Annotated in this window: 28 protein-coding genes and 1 tRNA gene; 19 read left to right on the top strand and 10 right to left on the bottom strand. The window is 46.9% G+C overall.

The genetic code is table 11. The features are described 5' to 3' along the window. Nucleotides 1-22 precede the first annotated feature (22 nt). Together QJS83_RS11525 and QJS83_RS11520 are read left to right on the top strand one after the other, a co-directional pair. Nucleotides 23-1,309 carry an acetyl-CoA C-acetyltransferase gene (locus QJS83_RS11525; protein ID WP_350159291.1) on the top strand — a complete coding sequence of 429 codons (1,287 nt, stop codon included), beginning with the start codon at nucleotides 23-25 and terminating at the stop codon, nucleotides 1,307-1,309. A 5-nt stretch (nucleotides 1,310-1,314) separates the two neighbouring features. Beyond that, complete coding sequence (locus QJS83_RS11520; protein WP_284604993.1) at nucleotides 1,315-2,145, top strand: alpha/beta fold hydrolase; 831 nt, start codon at nucleotides 1,315-1,317, stop codon at nucleotides 2,143-2,145. A gap of 10 nt (nucleotides 2,146-2,155) precedes the next feature. Here QJS83_RS11520 and QJS83_RS11515 read toward each other — a convergent pair whose 3' ends face one another. Further along, a complete protein-coding gene (locus tag QJS83_RS11515; protein WP_284604991.1) occupies nucleotides 2,156-3,055 on the bottom strand; it encodes a type IV pilus assembly protein FimV in 900 nt (299 codons plus the stop codon). 141 nt (nucleotides 3,056-3,196) lie between these two features. Here QJS83_RS11515 and QJS83_RS11510 point away from each other — a divergent pair. Both QJS83_RS11510 and QJS83_RS11505 read left to right on the top strand, forming a co-directional pair. Beyond that, nucleotides 3,197-3,272: transfer RNA gene (locus QJS83_RS11510), tRNA-Val, on the top strand. An 87-nt stretch (nucleotides 3,273-3,359) separates the two neighbouring features. Continuing rightward, the gene (locus tag QJS83_RS11505; protein ID WP_284604989.1) at nucleotides 3,360-3,977 is read left to right on the top strand and encodes a glutathione S-transferase family protein; all 618 of its coding nucleotides are present in this window, start codon (nucleotides 3,360-3,362) and stop codon (nucleotides 3,975-3,977) included. Here the strand turns inward: QJS83_RS11505 and ttcA are convergent. Continuing rightward, the gene (ttcA, locus tag QJS83_RS11500) at nucleotides 3,907-4,746 is read right to left on the bottom strand and encodes a tRNA 2-thiocytidine(32) synthetase TtcA (protein ID WP_284604988.1); all 840 of its coding nucleotides are present in this window, start codon (nucleotides 4,744-4,746) and stop codon (nucleotides 3,907-3,909) included. The genes QJS83_RS11505 and ttcA overlap by 71 nt on opposite strands. After that, entirely contained in the window at nucleotides 4,743-5,786 is a 1,044-nt protein-coding gene (locus QJS83_RS11495) for a mechanosensitive ion channel family protein (RefSeq protein ID WP_284604986.1), read from the bottom strand. Before QJS83_RS11495 ends, ttcA begins: the two co-directional genes overlap by 4 nt. A 111-nt stretch (nucleotides 5,787-5,897) precedes the next feature. Between QJS83_RS11495 and QJS83_RS11490 the strand changes: the two genes are divergently transcribed. The 4 genes from QJS83_RS11490 to QJS83_RS11475 all read left to right on the top strand — a co-directional run bounded on the left by QJS83_RS11490 (nucleotide 5,898) and on the right by QJS83_RS11475 (nucleotide 10,789). Continuing rightward, the gene (locus QJS83_RS11490; RefSeq protein ID WP_284604984.1) at nucleotides 5,898-7,451 is read left to right on the top strand and encodes a hypothetical protein; all 1,554 of its coding nucleotides are present in this window, start codon (nucleotides 5,898-5,900) and stop codon (nucleotides 7,449-7,451) included. 79 nt (nucleotides 7,452-7,530) lie between these two features. Continuing rightward, nucleotides 7,531-8,274: a PilZ domain-containing protein gene (locus tag QJS83_RS11485; protein ID WP_284604982.1), complete on the top strand. Its 744-nt coding sequence runs from the start codon at nucleotides 7,531-7,533 to the stop codon at nucleotides 8,272-8,274. A 63-nt stretch (nucleotides 8,275-8,337) separates the two neighbouring features. After that, nucleotides 8,338-10,137, top strand: a complete 1,800-nt coding sequence (locus QJS83_RS11480; RefSeq protein ID WP_284604980.1) for a hypothetical protein — start codon at nucleotides 8,338-8,340, stop codon at nucleotides 10,135-10,137. Nucleotides 10,138-10,150: 13 nt separating this feature from the next. Further along, a complete protein-coding gene (locus QJS83_RS11475; RefSeq protein ID WP_284604979.1) occupies nucleotides 10,151-10,789 on the top strand; it encodes an RDD family protein in 639 nt (212 codons plus the stop codon). Here QJS83_RS11475 and QJS83_RS11470 read toward each other — a convergent pair. Beyond that, nucleotides 10,766-11,725 carry a class I SAM-dependent RNA methyltransferase gene (locus QJS83_RS11470; RefSeq protein WP_284604978.1) on the bottom strand — a complete coding sequence of 320 codons (960 nt, stop codon included), beginning with the start codon at nucleotides 11,723-11,725 and terminating at the stop codon, nucleotides 10,766-10,768. The two genes, QJS83_RS11475 and QJS83_RS11470, sit on opposite strands and share 24 nt — an antisense overlap. Nucleotides 11,726-11,974: 249 nt before the next feature. On the opposite strand from QJS83_RS11470, the gene QJS83_RS11465 reads away from it, so the two are divergent. Further along, complete coding sequence (locus QJS83_RS11465; protein ID WP_284604976.1) at nucleotides 11,975-12,412, top strand: hypothetical protein; 438 nt, start codon at nucleotides 11,975-11,977, stop codon at nucleotides 12,410-12,412. Here QJS83_RS11465 and QJS83_RS11460 read toward each other — a convergent pair. Then, on the bottom strand, nucleotides 12,409-13,050 hold the full coding sequence (locus QJS83_RS11460) for a hypothetical protein (RefSeq protein WP_284604974.1): 642 nt from the start codon (nucleotides 13,048-13,050) through the stop codon (nucleotides 12,409-12,411). The two genes, QJS83_RS11465 and QJS83_RS11460, sit on opposite strands and share 4 nt — an antisense overlap. Nucleotides 13,051-13,112: 62 nt before the next feature. On the opposite strand from QJS83_RS11460, the gene QJS83_RS11455 reads away from it, so the two are divergent. Further along, complete coding sequence (locus tag QJS83_RS11455) at nucleotides 13,113-16,028, top strand: M28 family peptidase (RefSeq protein WP_284604973.1); 2,916 nt, start codon at nucleotides 13,113-13,115, stop codon at nucleotides 16,026-16,028. Nucleotides 16,029-16,060: 32 nt separating this feature from the next. On the opposite strand, the gene QJS83_RS11450 is transcribed toward QJS83_RS11455, so the two are convergent. Together QJS83_RS11450 and QJS83_RS11445 are read right to left on the bottom strand one after the other, a co-directional pair. Beyond that, nucleotides 16,061-16,468 carry a VOC family protein gene (locus tag QJS83_RS11450; protein WP_284604971.1) on the bottom strand — a complete coding sequence of 136 codons (408 nt, stop codon included), beginning with the start codon at nucleotides 16,466-16,468 and terminating at the stop codon, nucleotides 16,061-16,063. 29 nt (nucleotides 16,469-16,497) lie between these two features. Then, on the bottom strand, nucleotides 16,498-17,175 hold the full coding sequence (locus QJS83_RS11445; protein WP_284604969.1) for a hypothetical protein: 678 nt from the start codon (nucleotides 17,173-17,175) through the stop codon (nucleotides 16,498-16,500). A 145-nt stretch (nucleotides 17,176-17,320) separates the two neighbouring features. On the opposite strand from QJS83_RS11445, the gene QJS83_RS11440 reads away from it, so the two are divergent. From QJS83_RS11440 to QJS83_RS11425, 4 genes are all read left to right on the top strand, one after another. Further along, nucleotides 17,321-17,719, top strand: a complete 399-nt coding sequence (locus tag QJS83_RS11440) for a hypothetical protein (RefSeq protein ID WP_284604967.1) — start codon at nucleotides 17,321-17,323, stop codon at nucleotides 17,717-17,719. A gap of 45 nt (nucleotides 17,720-17,764) precedes the next feature. Next, nucleotides 17,765-18,637, top strand: a complete 873-nt coding sequence (locus tag QJS83_RS11435; RefSeq protein WP_284604965.1) for an alpha/beta fold hydrolase — start codon at nucleotides 17,765-17,767, stop codon at nucleotides 18,635-18,637. Nucleotides 18,638-18,640: 3 nt separating this feature from the next. Further along, nucleotides 18,641-18,952, top strand: a complete 312-nt coding sequence (locus QJS83_RS11430; protein ID WP_284604964.1) for a KH domain-containing protein — start codon at nucleotides 18,641-18,643, stop codon at nucleotides 18,950-18,952. A gap of 133 nt (nucleotides 18,953-19,085) precedes the next feature. Continuing rightward, a complete protein-coding gene (locus QJS83_RS11425) occupies nucleotides 19,086-19,733 on the top strand; it encodes a GNAT family N-acetyltransferase (protein WP_284604962.1) in 648 nt (215 codons plus the stop codon). Between the two features lie 12 nt (nucleotides 19,734-19,745). Here QJS83_RS11425 and QJS83_RS11420 read toward each other — a convergent pair whose 3' ends face one another. Then, complete coding sequence (locus tag QJS83_RS11420) at nucleotides 19,746-20,399, bottom strand: hypothetical protein (protein ID WP_284604960.1); 654 nt, start codon at nucleotides 20,397-20,399, stop codon at nucleotides 19,746-19,748. A 93-nt stretch (nucleotides 20,400-20,492) separates the two neighbouring features. After that, on the bottom strand, nucleotides 20,493-20,969 hold the full coding sequence (locus QJS83_RS11415) for a cupin domain-containing protein (RefSeq protein ID WP_284604958.1): 477 nt from the start codon (nucleotides 20,967-20,969) through the stop codon (nucleotides 20,493-20,495). A 140-nt stretch (nucleotides 20,970-21,109) separates the two neighbouring features. Here QJS83_RS11415 and QJS83_RS11410 point away from each other — a divergent pair, with 140 nt between their 5' ends. From QJS83_RS11410 to QJS83_RS11390, 5 genes are all read left to right on the top strand, one after another. After that, complete coding sequence (locus tag QJS83_RS11410; protein ID WP_284604956.1) at nucleotides 21,110-21,682, top strand: hypothetical protein; 573 nt, start codon at nucleotides 21,110-21,112, stop codon at nucleotides 21,680-21,682. 35 nt (nucleotides 21,683-21,717) lie between these two features. Next, entirely contained in the window at nucleotides 21,718-22,035 is a 318-nt protein-coding gene (locus QJS83_RS11405) for a hypothetical protein (RefSeq protein WP_284604954.1), read from the top strand. 7 nt (nucleotides 22,036-22,042) lie between these two features. Then, nucleotides 22,043-22,648 carry a hypothetical protein gene (locus tag QJS83_RS11400; RefSeq protein WP_284604952.1) on the top strand — a complete coding sequence of 202 codons (606 nt, stop codon included), beginning with the start codon at nucleotides 22,043-22,045 and terminating at the stop codon, nucleotides 22,646-22,648. A 19-nt stretch (nucleotides 22,649-22,667) separates the two neighbouring features. Beyond that, nucleotides 22,668-23,351 carry a YjjG family noncanonical pyrimidine nucleotidase gene (locus QJS83_RS11395; protein WP_284604950.1) on the top strand — a complete coding sequence of 228 codons (684 nt, stop codon included), beginning with the start codon at nucleotides 22,668-22,670 and terminating at the stop codon, nucleotides 23,349-23,351. A 186-nt stretch (nucleotides 23,352-23,537) separates the two neighbouring features. Further along, entirely contained in the window at nucleotides 23,538-23,987 is a 450-nt protein-coding gene (locus QJS83_RS11390; protein WP_284604947.1) for a hypothetical protein, read from the top strand. 6 nt (nucleotides 23,988-23,993) lie between these two features. Here the strand turns inward: QJS83_RS11390 and QJS83_RS11385 are convergent, their stop codons facing one another. Continuing rightward, complete coding sequence (locus QJS83_RS11385) at nucleotides 23,994-24,335, bottom strand: FKBP-type peptidyl-prolyl cis-trans isomerase (protein ID WP_284604945.1); 342 nt, start codon at nucleotides 24,333-24,335, stop codon at nucleotides 23,994-23,996. Nucleotides 24,336-24,343 lie beyond the last annotated feature (8 nt).

Below are 24,343 nucleotides of genomic sequence, written 5' to 3'. Positions count from 1 at the left end.
GGTTAATACAACAAAGGGATACATTATGAACAACAAGACTTTAAGACCTGTAGCAATTCTCGGCGGATCCAGAACACCTTTCACCAAGTCCTTCACGCAGTATTCGCGCACGTCAAACAGAGAGCTCATGACGGCGACATTAAGAAATCTTGTCGATAAAACCAATCTGCGCGGTGAATTGTTGGGTGACGTATCCCTTGGTGCGGTTATGAAAAATGCCTCCGATTGGAATTTGGCCCGTGAATCTGTTTTGAGTTCGGGTCTCGATCCGCACACGCCGGGTTACGATGTTCAAAGAGCTTGCGGAACCGGTCTTGAAACGGCGGCGCAAATCGCACTTAAAATCGCCTCGGGGCAAATTGAAAGTGGTATTGCAGGCGGGACCGATACAAACAGCGATATTGCCGGTGTTCTTCCGCATGAGTTTTCGTGGATTATGATGGAGGCGCAAAAGGCTCCTTCTTTAATGGAAAAAATTAAAAAGTTTGCGGAGCTGAAACCGCAATACATCAAACCGCGCTTCCCGAACGTGCAAGAGCCGCGCACAGGTCTTTCCATGGGACAACACTGTGAATTGATGGTGAAAGAATGGATGATCTCGCGTGAAGAACAAGACAAGCTGGCTTTGCAGAGTCATCTGAATGCCGCGAAAGCTTATGACGCCGGCTTTTTTGATGATTTGGTTTTTGAGTTCAAAGGCCTAAGAAAAGACGTCTTTGTTCGCGGCGACACAAGTTTAGAGAAACTCGCTAAATTAAAACCTGCATTTGATTTTACTGGAACGGGAACGTTAACGGCAGGAAACAGTACACCTTTGACTGACGGTGCGTCTGCGGTTCTTTTGGGAAGTGAAGATTTCGCGAAAGCAAAAGGTCTTCCGGTATTGGCGTATTTGACGGATGCGGATTATGCAGCGGTGGATTACGTCAATGGCGAAGGTCTATTGATGGCGCCGACAAGAGCTGTCGCACAGCTTCTTCGTCGCAATAATTTGAAACTGCAGGATTTCGATTTCTATGAAATTCACGAAGCGTTTGCAGGACAAGTGCTGTGCACTCTGAAAGCTTGGGAGTCCGACGAGTACTGCCAAAAACATTTGGGTGAAAGCAAAGCTTTAGGCTCTATTGATCGCAGCAAGTTGAATGTGAATGGCGGAAGCTTGGCCTTGGGGCATCCTTTCGCAGCCACTGGTGGAAGAATTTTGGCGAGCCTTGCTAAAATGCTTGCGCAAAAGGGTTCCGGTCGCGGCTTGATTTCTATCTGTACTGCAGGAGGAATGGGCGTCGTCGCTATCGTCGAACGTCCGTAAATTTTATGCAAAATTCGTTGGCACAAAAAGCGTGGTTTTTAACAGTTCGATATGCATCCTGGGTGCTTCCTGAAACGGGAGCACGCTGGGCGCAGAATATCTTTCTTACTCCCACGCGTGTGCCACGGCCTGAGTCTGAAAAAGCGTATTATGAATCGGCACGCAAATACACGTTGGTGAACGGGATGGCTGCCTATGAGTGGGGACCCGCCACAGGTCCCATCATTGCGCTCGTGCATGGCTGGAATGGTCGCGGGACTCAGATTGCGGCGTTTGCGGGACCGCTGGCAGAAAAAGGTTATCGCGTCATCGCACTTGACGGCCCTGCGCATGGGGCTTCCCTAGGCGCACGAACCAATGTTGGTGAGTATGCGCGCGCTTTGATTGATGCGCAAAAAGAGCTCGGGCCTTTCGTCGCCGTCATTGCACATTCTTTCGGAGCGGGAACTTCCGTTTTAGCAAAGCACTGGGGGCTTCAAGCTGATAAGCTGATCCTGATTGGTGGCCCTTCTCGCTATGAAAAAGTGGTGGGCAATTATCTTAGTTTTATCAAAATCAGTCCTCGCGCAGAAAAAGTATTTCTGGATCTTCTTACGAAGAAAGTGGGACTGAGCCCGCGAGATCTCAATGTTGGAACTATTGGGGCGAAGGTATCTGGGCCTGTTCTTATTGTTCACGACAGTGAAGACAAAGAAGTGTCTTACAAAGCTGCGATTGAAATTCACGAAACGTGGCCTGGATCACAGCTTATGACGACGACCGGCTTAGGACATCGTCGCATACTAAAAGCGCCCGAAGTCATCGAGCGCGTAACCCAGTTTATTTTGGAAAATTGAGTTTTACTTTTTAGAAGTAAATTCTCCAGCCGATGTTAAAGACAGTCTGGCGGGCTTCGATTTCAATCTTTGGAGCTTCGTCAGTCTCCATGGTACCGGATTCTCCGCGTATACTCATATCAAGTGCGAAGATTTCCGAAAACGGAAACCATTTTAAGCCCACACCGAAGGCGCCGGCAGAGCCTGCAAGTTCCGTTTTTCCAGAAAGCGACTCGCTGGTGTAACCGATAGCTCCCAGCATGGCCGTAAGATAGGGAATGACATCATTGCCTGGTTTATTGGGAACGAAATTGAAGTCCCCCGTAACCCAAACCCCGGTTTGCGTTCCTTCAAAGTCATCATCTTTCACTCGGCTCGACGTCAGTTTGAACCCGACTTCGAATATTTCCAGATTTTTTGCGAATCCGATATTAAGCCGACTGCTATCCACCGTATCAGAGGTTGAAGTGCCGCCGGTTTTTTCCGTAGTTTTCGTGTTGTAAAAGTCATAACCCCACGTCATGACGTTTTCGCGGGGACGCAAAAGTTCTGCATCGTTATTCAATGAAACTTCGGGGTCGTTTTCCTTTTTCTTTGCAGCAGGCGCTGCGGAAGTCGTGGGAGCAGCAACGGAGGGAACAGGATTTGTCTCTTGTTTTTTGTTCTCGCGAACTTGTTTTTGCAACTCTTCGATCTGCGTTTGCAGAGCTTGCAGTTTTTCATCGACAGCAGCATTATTTGCGGGAGCCACAGGTTGAGACGTTTCTGCTTCGGCAGCAGCCATGGGAACGGGTGGGGTCGGTTGGACTTGTGTGACTTCTTCAGTTGGGGACGCCGTCGTTTCGGGAGTAGGACTTTCGTTTTGCGCAAAAGAGAGTCCGCTGAAAGTTAAGAGTCCTGTAAAAAGCAAAGATGTTTTCAAAGCTGTCACGATTCCTCCGCTGAGTAACTGCTTGTCGGGGCTCGATAAACAAAACTTTAGTTTCTTGACCGTTATTTGTCCTTGCTTATGGCCCCCCGCATCCAAGATTGCCGAGGTCCGGGGCCAATGCTAGTTTATTGATTCCTTTTTGGTCTGTTGGCGTAGTTGGTAGCGCGTTCCCTTGACATGGGAGAGGTCACTAGTTCGAGTCTAGTACAGACCACCAATTTTTTCTTATTTGCGATGCATCCATAATTTTTGTTCTTAAGGCTCGAAGTTTTGAGGCGTATGCTTTCTCCATAAGGAGATTGTTATGATCGATTTTTATACTGCAGCCACTCCGAACGGTCGCAAAGTGGCGATCATGCTTGAAGAGCTTGGTGTTTCTTATACGGAACACAAAGTGGATCTTGGAAAGCTTGAACAAAAAAGTCCTGATTTCTTGTCGATGAATCCCAATGGAAAGATTCCAGTTATCATAGATCACGAAGGACCGTTCAATAAGAAGACCACGGTGTTTGAAAGTGCCGCAATTCTTTATTATCTGGCGGAAAAACACGGCGGTCGTTTTTTTGGTCACTCCTTGGATGAAAAAGCGCACGTGATGCAATGGACGATGTTTCAAATGTCAGCCATCGGTCCTATTCTAGGCAATTACTACTATGGCATGAACACTCTGACGCCGAAGAATCCCGGCTTCATTCAGCGTTTTGAAAAAGAAGCCACTCGTCTTTTGGGAGTGATGGAAACTCAGCTTCACAAGAATGAATACTTGGCGGGCAAAAACTATAGCATTGCTGATATTGCAACGTATCCGTGGATTGCAAACTTTATTAAGCTGCAACCCGCATGGTTTGAATCTAAACCTTCAATTCGTCGTTGGGCGCAAATGGTGGGTTCGCGTCCTGCTGTGAAGAAGGTAATGCTTTAAGGCCTTTAAAATCCCAAAGCTCTTGATCCATCAACTGACTGGGCTTCACATTGCTCAATGAAGTTTGGATTGAAGCATAGATGTTCGGGATCTCTTTTTCGAGATCTCGAACGAGCTTCTTAATTCTTTGTCTTTTAAGACCGTCTTGTGAGCCGCAAAGATTGCAAGGAATCACGGGGAAAGCCCAAGCTTGCGCAAGTTCTTCGATATCTCTCTCTGAAACATAACACAAAGGACGTACCAAGATATTGCGTTCATCGTCGGAACGAAGTTTCGGCGGCATCGCCGCGGAAGTTCCCACGTAGAACATGTTAAGCAAAGCCGTGTGAACCACGTCATCGCGGTGATGTCCTAAAGCGAGTTTTGTAAAACCATTGTCATAAGCAAAATCATAAAGAATCGCACGGCGCAGACGAGAACATAAAGAGCAGTAAGTCGCTCCTTGAACTTTTTCTTTTACGATCGAATAAGTGTCTTTTTCAACGACATGAAGTTGAACTCCAAGACTTTCCACCCAAAGTTTAAAAGCTTCGGCGTTAAATCCCGGCTGTTTTTGATCGAGGATCGCGGCTTCTAATGTAAAACGTCTTTCGGAGCGTCTTTGAATCTCTGTCAAAAGAGCCAAAAGAACGCTGGAGTCTTTTCCGCCGGAAACGCAGACCATGATTTTGTCGCCGTCTTCAATCATATTGAAGTCGTTCAAAGCCTGTACGATCTGCTTTCTAATTTTAACCGCTAAGGGATGTTCAAAATCTACTACCGTCTTCATACGGACGGAGTTTTATCTGATAGCTCAATCACTTGTCGAGCTAATTTCACTCCCGCTGAGCGCAAAGCTTCGATCCCGCGCACCTGCACTTTATCGCCCACGTTGAATTGCGAGCCATAATTATCGAGGAAATATATGATTTTGAGCTCGATCCAGTGCTCGTTGGTGCTGCTGACATAGGCCCATGGCGCCGGAATGCCGCGAACCTCGCCGATACCTGCGACCGTTCGTTCAAGAATCTGCTTTGCAAGTTCTACATTCTCCCCGTAAGCCAGACGGAAAAACTGGCTGCGCACAATCGGATTTTCAGGTGGCGAGAAATTGGAAATGGTTGCATTCGCCATAAAGCGGTTGGGGAGAGTGATCAGCTCGTCAGAAAACCCCACCAATGTTGTCGATCGCCAAGTAATCTCTTTCACTTGCCCTGCGGTTTTTTGAATACCGCTGACAACTTCCAGCCAGTCGCCGATTTCAAAACTGCGATCGACCTGCAAGGAAATCCCCGCGAATAAATTGCCTAAAGTATCCTGCAACGCCAAACCGAGAATCACCGAAGCTGCGGCCGAGGTCGCCAGCAAAGGCCCGATCTGCAAACCGAAGACATGCGTTGCGCCCCAGAAAAGAAGCACGATCGATAAAATCAGCGAGAAGATATTTACCAGCAAAAGCGGCACGCCATGTTTCATCGAGCCTAAGAACAGATACTGCAAAACAATTAGGCGGCAGGTTTTGACTAAAACGACGTTACCCCAGATGAAAGTTAAAAAGGCGATGTAAGGCGTGATCTTCGCCAGCGTTCCCAATTGTGGTTCAGACGTTTGTAAGAAAATAAAAAACACAAACAAGAAAGCCAAAATCACGTAATTGCGAATCAAAGCGCGGAAGTGATTGCGGATACTGCGGTGTCTTTCCTCGGTCGCTTCACGCAAAAAGAACTTGTAGAAGACCCAAGTGATCGCAATTAAACAGCCTAATAAAATAAAAGGTTCGAGCTCCAGAAGTCCGTAGAGTGCCTGAATTTTGATAAACTTTTCTGCCATGATGTGTGGGTCCTCTTCAACTTCGATTATAGTGACTATTTTTTAGTCTAGTCGAGTCTAAAATTTGTGAGGAGGGTCAATCCTGCTCTCAGAGCTGCCGATAAAGACAGCATGAGAAAACACACTTTATATTTTGCATTAGGGATGATGATGACGGCCTGCGCACCGCAAGGTTACGAGGCTGTGAATAATATTGCTTCACAAACGGTTCAGGACATCGCTTGTAAAGACCAAAACATGGAAACGAAGCTTTGGGACGGGCTGAAAACTTATTTGCTTGAGCAAAAAGAAATTCCGTCGGCTGAAACCTTTAAGCAAGCCATGCACGACAATGTGGATAAACTGGCTGAACAGAATCCTGACATGACTTCGGAACAAAAAGAGCGTCTCTCTGCGGATCTCGATAAACTGGTAGAGTCTTTATTGGCGGAGGCGCCTCAGGGCGAGCGCGTGGAAAGCCCAGAACAGCTTTTGATCCTTTTGTCAGCGATTGACGTCGGGGACCGCTCCACAGACTTCCGCTCTTACATGCAAGACAAAGTTCGCGGCAACTTTAAGCAGCTTTCAAAAACCGTTCAATCGTTTAATCTTAACTGTCCTTCTTCAGGTGGCGAAACAACGGCTGGTACCGAAACACCTGCGCAAGGAGAAGAGCCGGGTTCGAATGTGACGGAGCCGACTCCAGCTCCGGTAAATCGCGATTACGAATATCATAAAGCGCAGGCGCTGGCTTCGGGAACTCCGCTCTCGGTGTTTGGTGGACGCTGGGCTTTTGCGACAGCTTACCAAAGCTGCCAAAGCGTGCAGTTGCCATCGATGAACGATCAAACTCCGGATGTAAATGGAATCAGCATCGTGGGTAAACACTCTGACGGTGTCGGCAGTAAGCGTATGATCGCAAGTCTTGCGAAGGTGCAAAGCTCGCACTACTATATTCGTGACATGAGCAGTTATGGTGAAGGCTGCTTCAACGTCCGTCAGAATCCTTTGATTTACGATTACGGCGGAAAGCCTTATGCAACAACGGCGACGACATCGCCGATTGATCTCTTTAAAAACAACGGTGACGGTACAAGCGTTTTGGGTATTGACTGTTCCGGTTACGTTTTCACGAGTATGGCGACGGCGGGTCTGCGTTTGAAAGCGGGACGTGCTTTGAAAGCTTCCGACTCTTGGGCGTGGGGCTCCAGCTCCTACGTAGAGCCGCAAAAAAATGGTCTGACATGTCTCGATAAAATTTCTGTCACGCCGGCGGTTTCCATGAAGGCCGGGGATATTGTGGCCGTCTATGGACACGTTCTTTTGATTGATAAAGTCGGTGCGGATCCTTTCGGTATCGCGGCGGCGAAAAGCGAAGCGGATTGCAAGAAGATCACTTCCAATCAATTTGACTTCGTCGTAGCGCAAAGTGCGCCAAGCAAGGGCGGTATTGGTATCAATTACTATGAAGCCCGCAATTATCTTCCAACGAGCAGTAAAATGAAAACGGGTCTTGAGAAGTACGCCTACTATGCGTGTCTTGCGAAAGTAAACGGCAAGTCTTACACGCCGAACGTGGGAACTCTTTCAGTGGTTCGTCATAAAGGCACGGCAGAGTGTACGGCGCCGCGAGTAAAAATGGCGCGTGAATCTTGCATCCAATCTTGTTCGTCTTTTGTTCGATAGGACTTAAAACTTAGGTCCTGTCTTGCAATAAATCGTCCTCAGTCAAACCTCTTTCGTTTAGCATTAACTGGGAGGTTTGATGCAGCCGGCGACATTGAAAAAGCCTACAGGTGTATTCTTCTTAGCGTTTCTTTTCATGCTAGCGCCTTTGGGAAATCTCCTCTTGTCATTCGCAGCCAGTGGCGTTCCCGGTTGGTATGAGATCCCCGTACTGAAAGCGTTCTTGCAGACGGTTTCTCCGTTAGATTGGTTTTGGCTCAGTCTTTTATTCATTACAGGGATTTTGCTTTTAAAGCCGCACAAAACGACGTGGACGCTGGCGATTGTTTCTCTGTGTTTTGTTCTGACAATCAACTGCTATCGTTTTTTTACGAAAGACTTTGCACCTGACAGCACGCTCGTGCAGTGGCAGCTTGTTCTTTCCAGCATTCTGACTTTCACCATTCTTATTCTGGCTCTTTATTTCCGCTTTCCTTATCTGGATCGTCGTGCGCAATGGCTGTTTCCGACGGCGCATCGATATTCTTTTAGAACACCGGTGGACGTGGTCGCCCAAGATATTTTCCAAGGTGTGACCGAAAGTATTTCGGTCAGTGGGGCAAGGGTGCGTTTGCAACGAGATCTTGAGGGCGGGTCCAGGAACCTGCGTTTTGTGGATGTGATTTTCCCTGAGGTTCGCAACGTCAAGATCAAAGCCCGCGTGGTCGAGTATGAAGACAACGTGCTTCGTTTGAAATTTAAAGAGCTTAGACGTCTGGAAAAGGGTTATTTGCAGGACTGGTTTCGGTCTCAACTTGAGATGGAACAAGAAACGTCCAGTTAAGTCTAGGTTCTCGTTAAGTTTTTTAGAATGTGTACCGAAAAGACTCAAAAGTATGAGGTCGTTATGAGATGGAAGTTTAAACCTGTTTCTGTGATGAAAACGCTCGCGGCGGGATTGTCAGTGTTTACAATGACAATGTCTCCAGTTGCTGAAGGTGCGGCAGCTTCGAATCAAAGGAAGTTGATCAATCAATATTTGAAAGAAACGGGTCTTACGACAAAGAAGATGACGGTCGGTGAATTCTGGAAAATGGTTCGCCACGTGTATCCACCGGTTTTGCAGAAGCAAATGGATCAATGGGTGGCGATCAATCGTCATGAAATGATGCCTTCAATTGAAGCGACAAGTTTCAAAGATGCCGACGGCAAAGAACAAGTGCGTTTGACTTTGACGAAGGACGGACAGTCTTCGACTCTTACTTTTACAAACAACGAAGACAATCCGTTGAAAGTAAACGGCGTTTCCTTCTCGCAAAAAGAGCTTTTGAATTACAACAGCTTCAACGACCTCGCGAGAAAATTATCGAAACAAGATCCTGCTATCGGTAAAGCGCTTAAAACCGGCCAGCAATCCGTCATTGGCAAGCATCCGGTTTTGACGTTGAAAGAGTATTCAGCGCTTTCTCCTCGTCAAAGAGCGGAATATATGATTCGCATGCGTCTGGCGATGCAAGCGGCGGAAAAAGTTTTCGAAGTCAGATACAGAACACAATCTTCCTATGAAGTTGAAAACAAATACGAGTACGTATTGAATGTTCTTTTCGGGGATATGGCTCATGCGGGTGCTTTGACAGGCAAACCTTGTATTATTGCCGGATACATTTCTAAATACGGTTCTGATGATTCCTGCGGTAGCGAACGCAAAGGTGGCGCTTTGAATGCAGATTTGCGTTCTAAAATGTCAGCGACTAGCGCGAATTGCGGTGGTGGCGTTGCGTGTAACCCGCTTGTTTACGGCTTTAAAGACGGTGGTTCTTCTTACTGTGTTCCGGGCGGCGAAGTAAAATATGCGACTCGTTATTGCAACGGTCAGTCTAAACTGCGCATCATGGATGCAAAAGCTTCCGGTGAAGATAAAAAGCGTATCATCGAGTCTTACTTGAAGTATCACGAAGGTAAGAATGTTGATTTGAAATTGAATGAAGAAGGCAAGATTTCTGAAGAACAGAAAAAAGAGATCGCGCCCTTCTTGTCGGACTTGGAAGGCTTGATTAAATCTGCAGATGCAGAATGTAAAAAAGCGCCGTTGGCGAATATCGCGAAATCCCGCGAAGAACAAGACAGTGCTTGTAAAGAATTGCAAACACGCATGTTCTCATTGCAAACATTTGCGGTGAAACAAGAGCCACCTCCTCCTCCAGGACCGCTCCCAGAGCCGCCAACACAAACTTGTAACGACAAAACGCCAGGCTCGACTCAACAAGGTAAAGACTGCGTTTGCGGTGAAGGTTCTAAGAAAGATGAAAATGGAACTTGCGTTGTCATCGAAACAGGCGGCAGCGGCGATCTTCCTGGCGGCAAAGAGACTGTAAAAACTAAAGAAGACAGCTGTGGTTTCTGGTGCCGTAATAAAAACTGGATCATCCCAGTGGGCGTCGGTGTTCTTGCACTCGGCCTCTTCTGGTGGTTGTTCAAAGATAAGAGCAAGGCGAAGAGCAAAGACCCAGGTTACACGCCTCCGCCACCAGTCCCAGAGCCAGAAACGCAACCAACAGCGACTCCGGCTCCGACTGTAGAGCCGCCACCTCCGGCACCAAGTCCATCTCCGACAGTGCCTCCAGTGGTGGTACCTCCTCCGGTGACAACACCAACGGAGGGGGGATCAAAAGTCGATGAACCAGGCCGTGCGGGCGGGGTTCGTTAGGTAAGAAAAGAAAATGATTCATATCGATAAAGACAAAGAGAAAATCATTCCGCAGCGGGCTCCCCAGAAAAGGGAAGCCCCTGTGCCGTTAAGGGGGCCGACGATTCGTCGTCGAACTCCGGGAACGCCTGCGCCTTCAAAGCTGAATGAGATTTTTAAAGACTCGAAGAGTCTGCAATTCGATCAGAACACAGGGTTTCATGGCGGCCCGTCGGCACGCCGTAAAGGATACCGTTTGGCGTTGTGGTCGTGGTTGGCGTCTTTTATTGATGCGTTGATTTTGATTTCCGCGAGTTGTGTTTTTATTTTGGCTTTTTCTTTGATCGTAAAAACTTCTGTGGGCGCATTGTTTGGCGGTCTTGCCAAGAGTCAGCATCAAGCGTGGACCTTTGCAGAAGTTTTTTTCGTTTGCGGCTGGGTCTATATGGTTGCGATACGCAGCTTTATGGGGTCGACGATCGGTGAGTGGGCGTGTGATTTGCGCTTAGGTCAACCGCATGAAAGACTGAAGTCAGGTTATCTTTTCAGAGTCGCTTTGCGAAGCACGTTGATCTTGCTTACAGGAATTGTGACACTGCCAATTCTATCGTTGATTCTGGGGCGAGATATCGCCGGCATTCTTTCGGGCTTACGCCTTTTTTCTTTGAAGTAAAGTCAGCACTTCATAGTGCGCCGTCTGCGGAAATTGATCGACGATAAAAACTTCTTCGATAGAGTATCCGCAGGCTTGCAGTCTCTCCATATCCTTCACCATGGATTCTGGAAAACACGACATATAAATAAAAAACGGCGGACGCTGATCAGCGGATAAACTTTCCAGAGGATTTAAAAAGTTCATAAGTCCCGAGCGCGGCGGATTTGCCAAGACACCATCGAATTCGGAAAAATCTTTCGTCAGTTTTTTCTGAAAATCACCGCGATGAATAGTGAGCTTGTCGCGCAGACTCTGAAGATCCCCGGGAAGCATCTCTAAAGTTTTCTGCAAACCTTGCAATGACAGCTCGTCAATTTCACAAGCCACAACGCTGTCTGCCGCCACCAAAGCGGGAAGAGTCAGATTGCCAATACCCGATCCGAACTCAATCATCCGAGCCTGCGGAAAAGATTCCACCCAGCGTGTGATGACATCGCAGATGATTTTATTTGCGTGCAGACTGGGTTGAGTAAAGCTCGCCACCTGGCAGTAAAGAGAAATCGCTCTTTCTTTCATCCAAGTTTGAAACCACACGTGCAGTTCGGGATCGCGCAATTTAAATTCTGTGCCGGTCCACACGGGGACTTTGCGGCGCTGGCCGATTTCGACGAACGCGCTTTCCTGCAGACGATGCAAGATCGCCTGTTCGTCTAAAAGAGCTTTGATATCGACGTTGGCTAAATCAATCCAAAGACCTTTTTGACCTTGGGGACCCACGCGCAAACGAAAGGAACCTTTTTTAAAGGGCCAGCGAATCTGCCGAAACTCTGTGAGCCAGTTTTGTAAGGCCGGGGAAAGTTGCGCACATTCGGGGAGGTCGGTGATTTCCCGGCGGTCTTTGCGATAAAGTCCCAGGCGCCCGTCTTCCAAGCTGAAATCAAGGCGATCCCGCAAGTGGGCCGGGCCCGCGGAGAGGACTTCAAGGGGCTTGGAATATGTTAAATTTGAGGACCTAAATAACTCAGAAAGCTGCTGTTTCTTGCGTTCTGTCTGTTCCCCATAGGGCGAATCGAGGAATTGACATCCTGAGCAAAAATCTTTGAACGCACATGCCACTTTTTCAAACAAGATTGCCATTGAATGCTTGCCCCGACCTATTAGCTGTTATATTTCTGGGGTTCATTTTAGCAGGAGTTTGCGGCGATGATGAAGGTTTTCTTGCTTTCCATCTCAATGATTATCTCGGGTTCACCTTTGGCTTTGGCTAACAAAAATCCATGGATGAGAGCCTGTCGCATTGACCAAGGTCAGTTCTGGGTTCTGAAAGCCGCCAGCGAAGAGCTTGCGATGTGCTTTTTTGAGGACGCCGGCGTTGGAGCTGAGACTTTCTTTCTTTTTAAAACGAAAGCCGGCATGCAGGACTCACTAAAAGCTTACAAAGATAGAAATATGTCGTCTCCGCGCGGAGGCGTGTGCGGTTCTTTCGGTGCTGAGTTGATTCAAGGTAAAGATACGGAAGGTCAAACTTTCAATATCTGCCGTTTTGAAGATCAGTCTTTGATTGAAGAAACCACTTTGTGGTTGGGGCCTGGCGCGGGTGGCAGTGAATCCCTCGACCGCGCTCTTTCTAGCACTTACTAGTTTTTCGCCGTCGCATCCGGGCGCAAAGAGTAAATGCACGAACTTGCGTCCTTCGTTACGCCGTCTTCGAAATGAAGATCTCTTTTCGTAAATCCTAAAGTCACATGCGGATAAAACTGTTCAGCGTTGAAATCCGCGGCGTTACCGCCTTTGGAAGTGTAAAGCATGTGCACAGCTTTGCGAATTTGGAAAAGACGGTCTGACTCAACAACAACAAAATATGTCGAGATGTCTTCGCCGCGGTCTTTGATCGCGCCTTTACCCACGCAAAGAAGTTTGTAAGGGCTGTTATTCAGACCCATTTGCTCGGCCAATGCGTGAATCTCTTTCATCGAGATCTTCTTTTGGATCTTTTTATATTCAGGCGGCGTGATCACGGTGATATGCGCCTCCCCACGGTGCTGCAAGGAAACGTGTTGAGTTTTTTCAACGTCAGCGCGCAGTTTCTCAAATGCCGTGAAAGGCAAGTCCAAGGAAAGGTAGGATTTGTTTTTAGGAGTTTCGACGGAAGCCATCGTGCGAGAGGCTTTTTTCAAATCCTGGGGAGAGTATTCAAGAGAAGAAAGTGCATACGGTGAAGTGCTTGCACAGGCAGTCAGTGAAAGTGAAATGATAAACCAGTGAAACGTGCGCATCATAAGGTCGCTTTTCCTTCCGTTGGGTTGACTTAACTAGGCCCTTCTTTTAGCGTACACACACTATGAAAAAAGTGAAAGTTCTTCTTACAAGTGTCTGCATTTTCTCGGCTATTTCCTGCCAGTTTAAGGAAGCAAAACCGACAAAATCCCCCTCTGAGACTATGGCTTCTTCAGGCTCTTTCGTGAATGAGCCCAACACTCTTCTGGGAGAAGCGCGCCAGATGACGTTCGTGGGACCGAAGTCGGGGGAGGGTTACTTCAGCCCGGACGGAAAGAAGATGATTTTTCAAAGTGAACGCGAGCCGGGAAATCCGTTTTACCAAATGTACATCCTCGACTTGGTCAAAGGGACAACGACGCGAGTTTCGCCGGGCCTGGGGAAGACGACTTGCGGTTGGATTCATCCTTCGATGAAGAAGGTTCTTTATTCTTCAACTCACTTGGATCCGGAAACAAAAAAGAAAACGCAAGACGAGTATGACAACCGCAAGAAGGCCGTAAAAGCGCGCTACTCTTGGAGCTTTGACGAAAACTACGATATTTTCAGTTCGGATCTGCAAGGGAAAAACGTCGTTCGTTTGACGAAAGAAAAAGGTTACGACGCTGAAGGTTCTTACTCCCCGGACGGCCAATGGATTGCCTTTGCCTCAAACCGGGCGGGTTATACAGACAAGCTCGAAGGTGAAGATAAAAAACTTTTCGAGCAAGATTCTTCCTACATGATGGACATCTACATCATGAAGGCCGATGGCACGCAGGTAAAAAGACTGACGACCTCTAAGGGTTACGATGGCGGCCCGTTCTTTAGTGCTGATGGTAAAAAGATCACGTGGCGTCGTTTTGCTCCGAATGGATCGACAGCGGAAATCTACACGATGAATGTGGATGGCACAGATCAAAAAGAGATCACGCGTTTAAAATCCATGTCCTGGGCTCCGTATTTCCATCCATCAGGAGATTATATTATTTTTGGATCCAGTGTTTTGGGTTACTCGAACTTCGAACTTTTTATTGTCGATGCGCAAGGCAAGCATGCTCCGGTGCGTGTGACGTTTGATGACGGGTTTGACGGTCTTCCGGTTTTCACTCCGGATGGGGGCAGTCTTTCTTGGACACATAGAAATGAAAAAGGCGAGTCACAAATCCTGATTGCGAAATGGGACGACACTTTAGCAAGAAAACTTCTAGGTTTACCTGCACAAGATCCTGCGGCAGGTGCGCTTTCTCCGGAAGTGAAAGTCGAGGATGTAAAGAAATGGGTTTACTATTTGTCTTCGGAAAATCTACAAGGTCGCGGCACGGGCACACCGGAAGAAAAGGTTTACACAGAAAAACTCGCGCAACTCTTTAAGTCTTGGGGGCTTGTCGGTGCGGGACCTCAAGGTTCTTTCTTTCAAACTTTCGAATTCACTTCAGGTGTCGGTCTAGGACCTAACAATTTACTTGAAGTCGTTGGTTCTTATAAAAAGAAATACGATGTTTCTAAAGATTTTGAGCCGGTTTCTTTCTCGAAGGCGGGAACTTTCAGAGAAGCTCCTGTTGTCTTCGTTGGTTATGGAATCAAAGCTCCGGCGAGTGATAAAGAGTCTGAATACAACTCTTACAAAGGTCTTGATGTAAAAGGGAAGTGGGTGATCGCTCTTAAAGATCTGCCCAGTGATATCAAGCCGCAACGTCGTCAGTACTTGAACTTGTACTCGCGCCTACAGCACAAAGTCACTGTGGCGAAAAACGAGGGAGCTGTCGGAATCATTTTCGTCAATGGACCTGAAAGTGGTTTGCCCGAAAAATTCGGCAACATCAAATTTGAAGGTTCCTTGTCTGAAAGCAATCTTGCGGTTCTGCGTATGTCGACGGCTGCCGCCGCGGAACTTCTGAAATACGCAAAGCAAGATTTAAGCGATTTGCAAAAGAAGCTGGATAAAGGCGATATGCTTGAAGGCATCGTGATTCCTTCGGCGTACATTAAAGCGCAAGTCGATTTGCAGTTTAAAAAATCTCAAGGCACAAATGTTATCGCGAAACTTCCAGTGAAAGGTGCCACAGCAAGTATTATGATTGGCGCGCACGGAGATCATTTGGGTCATGGACAATTCGGAAGCTCTTTAGCGAAAGGCTCTGACATCGCTCGGCCGCATGTTGGTGCTGATGACAATGCTTCTGGTGTTGCGGGCGTGATGGAGATGGCGCATTACTATTCACAGCTTGTTAAGACAGCACCGGGCCAAGTGCAAAAGAACTTGTACTTTGGCGTGTGGTCCGGGGAAGAACTGGGAAATCTGGGGTCTTCTCATTTCACCAAAGAGGTGTTGAAACATAATATCACCGCTTATATCAATATGGATATGATCGGTCGTTTCAAAGACCGCGTTTTTGTACAAGGTTTGGGTTCCGGTGATCACTGGGCGCCATTGACCGAAGAAGTCGGTGTTCGCGCGGCTCTTCCGATGATTGCGCAAGAGGATCCTTATTTGCCAACCGACTCTTTGGCTTTCTATATGGCCGGAGTTCCCACAATCAATTTTTTTACGGGCTCTCACGCGGAATACCACAGTCCGAAAGACACCGCGGATTTGATTAACTACGAAGGTGTTGTTCGTGTCTTGGCGGGGGTAAAAACTTACGCCGATCTTTTGTCGGATTCAAAAATTCCGATGGTGAAATACGTGAAGGTCGCAAGCGCGCAAAACAAACTGGAAGGCCGTACTTTCCGCGTTTATTTGGGAACAATCCCCGATTATTCTCAAGAAGGTGTTAAAGGCGTTCGCATTACCGGGGCTTCGAAAGACAGTCCTGCGGAACAAGCCGGTCTTAAAGAGAAAGACATCATTACGGAATTTGATGGCATTAAAATCGAAAATCTTTACGATTACGTTTACACGCTTCAATCTGTAAAGCCGAATAAGGAAACGATGATGAAGATTCTTCGGGACGGCAAAGTGATCGAAGTCAAAATCACGCCGAAACTCAAAGAATAAAAAGACGAAGCCCCGGAAACGGGGCTTTTTAATTAGTGTGGCTTATCGAGATTCACCATCCATTGAATGCCGAATTTATCAACGAGCATTCCAAAACGATGCGCCCAAAAGGTTTCCGTCAACGCCATGGTGACTTTGCCTTTCTCACTGAGAGCGGCGAAAACTTTTTCCGCCTCATCGACCGTCGTGCAGCCGACTGAAACAGAAAAATTATTGCCTTGCTGAAAAGGGGTGTCTGGCATCGTGTCTGACGCCATAAGAGTCGCACCACCTTTGGCTAAGCGAGCGTGCATAATGCGATCTTTCGAGCTTTCCGGGCCCATCTTGGCTTCACCGAATGTTTGCATGAAAAGATCGCCATTCAGGCAACGCGCATAAAACTGCATAGCTTCGCGACAGTTGCCGTCAAAAGTTAAATAAGTGGTGATTTCTTTCATCATTCATCCTTTCTGTGGATTTGAAAGACTTATTAAGGTTGAAACTGAATTTTCGGGCAACGTTTCTTTAAAAAATTTGCTAACTCTTCATCTGTGTATTTAAAGAAAACATCGCGGTCGGCGGTATAACCAAAGACCTCGCTGTTTTTTACTTTGCAAGTAGATCCCAAGGAATCGGTGAAGGTCGAAGAAGCATTGGGGTTTTGCGTAGGCGCAGAGCCGACCTTAAATCCCGCATCAAGCATGAGGCCTTGGTATTTGGAAATCTCGACGCCGCCTTTATTGCTGGGGTGGACTTTGTCAGCCACCTTCACTACGCCCTTGGAGGCTGCGGTCATCGCAGTTGTTTCATAGTCAAAAAAGACAACATTTCCATCCGTGGCTGTCACTTCTAGACGTCGGTCTGAAGAATTCCAGGAAAACTGTGGAATGACATTCTTGCGCGGGAAAAAGTAGTACTCGCGAGCGCCGGTGCTTTGCGAAATCGGACCATCGCCGAAGGAATTAAAAACCATGAGGGAGTCTTTGGTAAAAAGATAATCGCGGTAAACAAGCCCGCCTTGTTTGAAGTTATGCAGAGAAAGATAACAATCGCCATTACTGGAAGGGCGCATCTGTACTTGAATACTGCCTCCGCGTTCCACGACGTCTTTGCACATCGGTTCTTGTTGGGCAAAAGCCACAGTAAATAAAACGCTAAGTATCATCATACGCACCTCTTAAGGTAAGCACATCTCAGGCGCCAAACAGTGTCATCAACAAAACTAAATCCACAAAAAAATTTAACCAATTCTGGACTCGGATGCGTCCTGCTTTTGTGATTCCATGAAGGAGCGGTCAGTGAGGTTTTTATCTATGTCAACTTTCGTAAAAGAATTCAAAAAGTATCAGAAACAAGAACGACTTCTAACAGGCTCTATGGTGCTTGTGTCGGTTCTGGCTCCGATATCTTTTACGTGGCTGATGGAGAAAAGAGCGCATTGGACTGTTTCCACAGCCGTGGTTGTTTTTATGTGTGCAACCGCTTTGTATCTTCACGCCATTCGCGCTCGCGTGGCTTCTAAGTTGATGAAGAAATACGAAGATCTCGATGTTGGTTCTGTGTTGGCCAAAAAACTTGCGCCGACAGATCCGCGCAAGTTCATGGTGACGAATAGAGGTTACAATCACTTCTATCTCAAATGCCTGAGCACAGGTGAACAAGTGCTCGTGTCCAAGCACAGAGTGCAAGAAGATTTCGATATTGCAAATTGATTTTATCTAAAGCCGGAAGGACCCTTTTTATAAGCGGGGTCCTTCATGAAGATAATTTCTTTTATGTTCGTCCTTGTGTGGACGTCCTTAGCCTTTTCTCAAGAAACTGAAACAGAAATCATCGAGACCGAAAGTGTGGATTACGTTTGCGGTCATGAGACTCTCAAAGGGGTGAGTTTCAAATATTGTCTGCGCGATATCGACCGTCGGCAAACTCAAGACATTGTTTATTACCTGCACGGTCTCGGCGGATCGGAGAAAAGCTGGTTCAGACAACTTTTCAGCACGCGAATTATACAGCACCGTTGGAAACGCAACGGATACTATCCCATGGTCATCACGGTCTCTTTTGGAAAGGAATGGCTTCTTGTAAATAACAGGCGCCACAAGCTTCTGCCGTTTTTCACGAAAGTCGCGATGCCTTATCTTGAAAAGAAAGTCGGTGGTCTTAAAAAAGGAAAGCGTCACCTGATCGGACAATCGATGGGCGGTTTCAATGCTTTGCAGTTGGCCCTTAAAAACCCAACGCTCTTTAATAAAGTCGTTCTGCTTTGTCCGGCTATTTCGACGATCAGTCCTTTTGCCGACAATCGCGAAGTGTGGCGGTATATTTTCAGAACAAAAGCGATTCCTTTCTTTGTCAGGAAAATGCAAAAGATCTCGCAAAGAGCTTTTATAAATCAAAAAGATTGGGAGCAGCATGATCCTCTTTTGTTAATGCGCAATTTTAAAGGTCGCATCAAACCGAAAATGTATCTGTCTGTCGGCATGGCTGATGGATATGGTTTCCAAGAAGGCTCTCGAGAGCTTTATAAATTAGCTCAGCACGATTCGTTTTGGTTCTGGTGGGTTCCGGTTTTTGGAGGTCACTGTGCCTTTGATCGTGGAACATCCGCAAATTTTATCATGGGGGACTGATCGATGAATGACATGGAATCCTACAAATATGATGAAACCCGTAGCAAAGGCGCTGACATCGATCCAGAGCTTTATCGTGAAGAGATTCGTTTGTTGGTGGAGCACATCGTCCGTCTTCTTGTGGATAAGCCTGAGACGGTCACTGTGAGCACATACGTCGGTCCTAAGACAACGGTGTATCGTGTGAACTGCGCGAAAGAAAATCTTGGTCAAGTGATCGGAAGCCAAGGTAAAACGATCATGGGTCTGCGTGCGGTGGTGCATGCGATGACAGCACGAACCGGCATTCGTTCGATCGTGGAAATTCCTGTATAAGGCGGGGAGTCAATTCCTCTTCTTTTGGGTATTCCCAATATGTTTTCATTTAGACCTCATTACCCTTTCAACTAGAGCCTAAAATACTCCCCTTCCTTGTCTTGGGGGGAGTCGGCTTTTAAAAATAGAACCCATGCGAAGTGAAGGGTTCGAGGTCTATAACTCGAAAAACGGCAGCTACTACTCATTCCATCCTCTCTCATTTGAAAGAGATTTCGATATCTATTGCAAATGGATGGATACGCCTTACATCGCGGAATGGTGGGGTTTGAATAAAACCCGCGACGAAAAAGCCCGCAAGCTTATTTCTGAACTTGAAGACACACATCAAGAGCTTTTCATCGGTTGTATCGACGGAAAACCCGTAGGGTATTGGGAGAAGTATTGGCTGAACGAAGACGTTTTAAGTCAGTATATCAAAACGTCTCCTTACGATCAGGGCCTGCATTTTTTGATTGGTGAAAAAGAATACTTGGGGCGCACGCATACGTCGGCTTCCATTGCCGCTTTCACAAAAATGATTTTTAGCGACGCCAGAACAATGAATGTCATCGGTGAACCGGACGTTCGCAATATCAAGGTTCTGCGCTACGCCGAAGCCAACTGCTTTGTCCAAAGAGAAATCGTAGATCTCCCCGAAAGAAGATCCGCGATCATGGTTTGTGAGCGGGAAAGATTTTTCGCGAAGTTTGCAAAAGAAGATTCCTATCTTTATCAGCCAGCAAAAACCACAAATGCAAGAAGAGAGGCTTCCCTCTCTTCCGGCGAGTTGTTTTATTAAGTTAGTGGTTAATTAATCGCGAACTAGGTCAAAACCGTATTTTTCGCGAAGCTCATCAAGCGTTTTAGCGCGCCAGCGGCCCAGGATTTCACCCACATAGTATTTTTCAAGCAAGTGCGGGATCGGCATATACACGTTATGCATCATCGTCGCTTGAATAGATGGATAAGACACCGTGCGAACGCCCTGTGCGGTTTCCACAGAGAATTGCGCTTTATAGCCTTCTTTTCTTAAGACGATCGCTTCGTGATCGCGGTTGAAATAACAGTGGCCGATTTCATGAATCAAGAGATTGAAAAGAGGCGAGGCAAAGCCGGTGTCTCTTTCGTAAACTCTTTGCGTGAAGAAAGACTTCTGCAGCGTGATGCGTGCATTTCCTCCGTCTTGCACACAAGAAGACGACTTCAAAGGCTCGATCAGATTTGGTTTTGAAGTCACCACAATCGGAATTCGACTAAGATCAATGTCGGCAGAGAACTCCGCCGCATATCTCTTGATGAGGTCCAGATTCTCCGTAATCAAATTACGTTCTTCTACGGACGCCTCGTCGAGACTTGTGTCAGGTTTATTATTTCCAGGTTGTCCGGGATTTCCTGAGTCGTCACTTCCGCTAGAGCAACCAAGAACAGCCAATAAAATGATTGATGTGAGTAATAGTTTTTTCATGGACCCAGGCTAACCAAATGTCTCAAGGAACTGAAAAAAACTTTTCTGATTTTGATAACTATCATTCAAAATCGCGGAAATCCATGTCGGCCGTTAATAAGGCGTCCCGTTTTTATGTTGGAATTTCCATTTACCATCTTCACCCATCACGGCTTGTAAATCATCTTCGGGGTAAAATGCCTCGTCATCGCTGATCCGATCGCCCATTTCCAGATAAACAACAGGCTCTGAGGATTTATTAATAAGCTTGTGCGCTTCTCCCGATGGCGCAAATCCCGCGCAATCTCCCGGGGAAAGCAGGTACTCTGTTTTATCAAGAACAAGCGTCGGTGTCCCCGATATCACATAGACGAACTCTTCTTGTTTCGTATGGCGATGAAGAAGGGCGGATTCGGCGCCCGGCAGAAGTGTGGTGAGATTTACGCCGAACTTTTTAATTCCAAAAAGATCTCCGAGGGGGCGCTTTTCACGTTTTTCGACTCTCTTGGCGAATTCGGGAGGATAGCTTGAAGGGGTTGTTCTTAATGGAGCGGCACTGGCTTTAATGAAAGGTTTTTTCTCAGTCGTCATATATTCATTCTAGAAAGGCTTTTGGGTCGCGACAAGCTGTCTAATTGTTAAACGGACCTTTCCTTTTTATTCTGGATTTGGGTGGCACTGGTTGGGATTCCTGATTTGTGGCAAAGTGCCGCTATCCAAATGGGGGTCCCATGCTTAAAGCTTTCGTTTCACTCAGTCTTCTTCTTGTCACATCCAGCGCTTTTGCGGATCTAGCCGAAAGCTTTGAGAAGATTAAAACGCATGCGCGCCACTATCGTGACCCCGGTGCCGTCTGTGAGGAAGTCGCACAAGTCGAGTTCTCGGAACAATATCCTGCTCCCCAATATGAAGTGATTGTCGGGGTTGCTTACAATGTTAAGGGTCGCACAGTCGGTGAGCTGGATATGGTTCTTATGGACAAGAATACGCAAAAGGTCGCAATGGTCGGGGAAGTGAAATGTTATACCGATCTGAAGAATGGTCTTAAGAAAGCCAAACAACAAAGAAAGCGTTTCTTACAGACTTTAGGTTCCGGCGTACCGATTGAGTTTGTCAACACCAGTACGGGCGAGAAATACGCTTACGAGCAATTCCAATACGTGACTCAATTCGTTTCGATTTCGCAAAAAGGCGGCCGCGCTGTCGGGTTTGATTACGAGCTTGAGCACTCTCTGGATGAAATGTCTCAATTGCGCGATCAAATCATTCACTGCCAAAAAGATCGCCTTTGTCCTGTTCCATAAATTCAGGTAGGCTTGATTGCACGAGGGTGTAATCAATGAGTATTTTCATAGCTTTATTGTTGGGCGTTTTAGCGGGCGTTGTTGACGCTCTTCCAATGCTGAAGAATCCAAATGTGCCGCGTTTTTCTGTCTATTCCACTTTCGCTCAGTGGATTTTCATCGGACTTGTTATTCCCTTTGTCGACTGGGATATAGCGCCTTGGCTTAAAGGTTTGCTCTTGGGCTTTTTGGGAATGCTACCGACAATGATCACGGTCTTTTTTAGAAATCGTAAGGCTCTTATTCCCACAGCGATCATGGCTTCTTTTTTAGGAATGGTGATTGCTGTTGTGGGCGCGCATTTTATTTCTTAAGGTGGGTATGGCCTCTTTGATTTCGTATCTCTCATCGTCGCAGCGTAAAGAGCTTCTTGAGCAACTTTATTATTTGAACATGGCGGAATATAAATCCGTCTGCGATAAGTTCAAAATTCCCTATCATCTTCATATCGAGCTTCCCGGGGGCCGTCTTAAGAAGACTTCGGTTCGCGATCGTAAGGGCATCGTCATAGGACGGATTAAAGAATATCTGCTGACGGGCAAGCTGCCTCAAGCCACCGTATTGAGTGAAAAAGTGGTGCGTCTTAATGAGGCGGCGCACTTCACTAAAAATTCCGATCGCATTTTCTACGGTCACTATGACAAAACAGATCGTCAGCTTATGAAGTTGCTTAAAGATCTTACTGCAGGGCAGTTCAAAGACGGTTCTATCGCTCGCGAAGTCCTGCGCGATTTTTGGACCAAGGGGCAAGCGCCGACATTATCACGATTTGCAAAGGCCTGGCTGCGTGCTCAAGCCGACGAAGATCAAGAGCATCCAGAATGGGCCTTTCTCACAGACCGCGCTAAAGGTGTCGCTGGCGCGGATTGGAAGACCTTAAGGGTGAAAAAGGCCAAGGCTGCGTTGCAGATTTTGCGAAGTCTTTAAAACTGTGTTACATAAAACCATGTCTTACGATCTTTTCCTCTTCGACCTCGACGACACGCTTTTGGATTTCAAAGAATCCGAGCGTCTTTCTTTTTCATTGGCGATGGAAAGTCTGGGAATCCAGGCCGACATGGCGGGTCTCTTTAAGCTTTATCAGACGGAAAACCGCGCATTGTGGGAGGCCTTTGAAAAAGGTCAAACAACGAAAGATCATCTCAAGGTTGAGCGTTTTCGCCGTGTTTTTCAAGCGCACAAAATCGATATTGATCCTGAAGTCGCAAGCAATCGCTACCTCGACGCTCTTCCTGAAACGGTCGTTTTGATTGATCACGCCGTGGAGATTTGCGAGCACCTCAGTCATCGCGGCGAGATCGGCATTATTACAAATGGAATTCACGCAACCCAAACGCAAAGGCTCAAGCGAGCGCCCATTGCTCCCTATATTAGCTTTATGGCGGTCTCTGAAGAGTGCGGATATGCCAAACCCGACGTGCGCTTTTTTGAGTACAGCGCAAAGAAGGCCCAGAAGTTTGCAAAAGCCTCTTCGCTTATGATTGGCGACCGCATGGAGACCGATATTTTAGGCGCACAGAATTTTGGGATCGACTCTTGTTGGTTCAATCCTAAAGGGGAGTCTGCAGGAATGTTGCCCCCGGCGAAATTCGAAGTAAAACACCTCTCTGAAATCAAAAATGTGTTCTAAAAAACTGCGTTCACAAAGCGTGAACAATGTGCGAGCCGTTAGTCATTCGGTGATTTTTGTCATAGAGAGGCTCTAAGAACAGCTCTCTAATGGTTCTTAATTTCTTCCTGTCGTTCTTTTATAAGGCACAGGCATTGCTTATAACCTAATCCGAGCTGGCCTCTTTGAGTCGGCAAAGGATGAAAAATGAAAACATTTAAAAAGATTTCTTGGGTGTTTGCTCTTGTCTTAGGTTTCGCAAATATCGCTCAAGCGGGAAAGGCGCAAATTCTTTGCACGGGCATCGATGACTCCGGGGCGGAGTTTGCAGTGCAAATGTTGCCGGAAAGTTCCACATTGGGCGTGAGCGGTTTGTTGCGTGCTAAAACTTCGCAAGGTGTAAAGACTTTAAGTAAAAATGCGGCGCTTGCCGATCTTGATGGAAAGTCAGAAGACTGGGAATCCCGCAAGTTTACCGGCGACCTGTTTGTTGAAGCCGACGTCGTGTTTATGAATTTAATCAAAGCAGGTCGAGGCAAGTACGAAGGCGAGATCTGCGGTCCTCACAATAAGATTGTGGTTGGTGGAATCGTTTTCCAACAAAACGACTGTCTTGCGATCACGTGCAAAGCGAAAAATCTAAGCACGCTAAGATAAGCTGAACTACTCGCGCGGTCGAACTTCAAAAAGCTCGACGTGAAAGATCAGATTGGAATGAGGTTTAATAAATTTTCCGATCTGTCTTTCACCGTAAGCAAGATGAGAAGGAATAAAGATCGTGCGTTTCCCGCCTTCTTTCATTCCCATGATACCGAGGCTCCAGCCTTGAATCACTTTCTTGGATCCGACAACGAACTCAAAAGGACGACCATGGTCGTAAGAGGAATCAAACTTCGTTCCGTCCTCAAGAAAACCTTCGTAATGACAAAAACAAAGCGCGCCTTTTTCCGCGGTTGTGCCTGTTCCTTCGTGTGTATCGGTGATCTTCAGTTCATTTGCGCTCATAGAAAAGA

This window comes from Bdellovibrio sp. 22V, assembly GCF_030169785.1.
GTDB lineage: Bacteria > Bdellovibrionota > Bdellovibrionia > Bdellovibrionales > Bdellovibrionaceae > Bdellovibrio.
Note: the sequence above shows the minus strand (reverse complement) of the source record. Positions and strands in the feature narration are given on the sequence as shown.

Bases quoted from the DNA above. Each gene is read 5' to 3' on its own strand.
- QJS83_RS11485 (WP_284604982.1), top strand. From the start codon at position 7,531: ATGCAGCCGGCGACATTGAAAAAGCCTACAGGTGTATTCTTCTTAGCG.
- QJS83_RS11400 (WP_284604952.1), top strand. From the start codon at position 22,043: ATGGCCTCTTTGATTTCGTATCTCTCATCGTCGCAGCGTAAAGAGCTT.
- QJS83_RS11455 (WP_284604973.1), top strand. From the start codon at position 13,113: ATGAAAAAAGTGAAAGTTCTTCTTACAAGTGTCTGCATTTTCTCGGCT.
- ttcA (WP_284604988.1), bottom strand. From the start codon at position 4,746: ATGAAGACGGTAGTAGATTTTGAACATCCCTTAGCGGTTAAAATTAGA.
- QJS83_RS11395 (WP_284604950.1), top strand. From the start codon at position 22,668: ATGTCTTACGATCTTTTCCTCTTCGACCTCGACGACACGCTTTTGGAT.
- QJS83_RS11390 (WP_284604947.1), top strand. From the start codon at position 23,538: ATGAAAACATTTAAAAAGATTTCTTGGGTGTTTGCTCTTGTCTTAGGT.
- QJS83_RS11435 (WP_284604965.1), top strand. From the start codon at position 17,765: ATGAAGATAATTTCTTTTATGTTCGTCCTTGTGTGGACGTCCTTAGCC.
- QJS83_RS11475 (WP_284604979.1), top strand. From the start codon at position 10,151: ATGATTCATATCGATAAAGACAAAGAGAAAATCATTCCGCAGCGGGCT.
- QJS83_RS11445 (WP_284604969.1), bottom strand. From the start codon at position 17,175: ATGATGATACTTAGCGTTTTATTTACTGTGGCTTTTGCCCAACAAGAA.
- QJS83_RS11495 (WP_284604986.1), bottom strand. From the start codon at position 5,786: ATGGCAGAAAAGTTTATCAAAATTCAGGCACTCTACGGACTTCTGGAG.
- QJS83_RS11460 (WP_284604974.1), bottom strand. From the start codon at position 13,050: ATGATGCGCACGTTTCACTGGTTTATCATTTCACTTTCACTGACTGCC.
- QJS83_RS11425 (WP_284604962.1), top strand. From the start codon at position 19,086: ATGCGAAGTGAAGGGTTCGAGGTCTATAACTCGAAAAACGGCAGCTAC.
- QJS83_RS11440 (WP_284604967.1), top strand. From the start codon at position 17,321: ATGTCAACTTTCGTAAAAGAATTCAAAAAGTATCAGAAACAAGAACGA.
- QJS83_RS11505 (WP_284604989.1), top strand. From the start codon at position 3,360: ATGATCGATTTTTATACTGCAGCCACTCCGAACGGTCGCAAAGTGGCG.
- QJS83_RS11520 (WP_284604993.1), top strand. From the start codon at position 1,315: ATGCAAAATTCGTTGGCACAAAAAGCGTGGTTTTTAACAGTTCGATAT.
- QJS83_RS11490 (WP_284604984.1), top strand. From the start codon at position 5,898: ATGAGAAAACACACTTTATATTTTGCATTAGGGATGATGATGACGGCC.
- QJS83_RS11465 (WP_284604976.1), top strand. From the start codon at position 11,975: ATGATGAAGGTTTTCTTGCTTTCCATCTCAATGATTATCTCGGGTTCA.
- QJS83_RS11480 (WP_284604980.1), top strand. From the start codon at position 8,338: ATGAGATGGAAGTTTAAACCTGTTTCTGTGATGAAAACGCTCGCGGCG.
- QJS83_RS11405 (WP_284604954.1), top strand. From the start codon at position 21,718: ATGAGTATTTTCATAGCTTTATTGTTGGGCGTTTTAGCGGGCGTTGTT.
- QJS83_RS11430 (WP_284604964.1), top strand. From the start codon at position 18,641: ATGAATGACATGGAATCCTACAAATATGATGAAACCCGTAGCAAAGGC.
- QJS83_RS11410 (WP_284604956.1), top strand. From the start codon at position 21,110: ATGCTTAAAGCTTTCGTTTCACTCAGTCTTCTTCTTGTCACATCCAGC.
- QJS83_RS11415 (WP_284604958.1), bottom strand. From the start codon at position 20,969: ATGACGACTGAGAAAAAACCTTTCATTAAAGCCAGTGCCGCTCCATTA.
- QJS83_RS11420 (WP_284604960.1), bottom strand. From the start codon at position 20,399: ATGAAAAAACTATTACTCACATCAATCATTTTATTGGCTGTTCTTGGT.
- QJS83_RS11385 (WP_284604945.1), bottom strand. From the start codon at position 24,335: ATGAGCGCAAATGAACTGAAGATCACCGATACACACGAAGGAACAGGC.
- QJS83_RS11450 (WP_284604971.1), bottom strand. From the start codon at position 16,468: ATGATGAAAGAAATCACCACTTATTTAACTTTTGACGGCAACTGTCGC.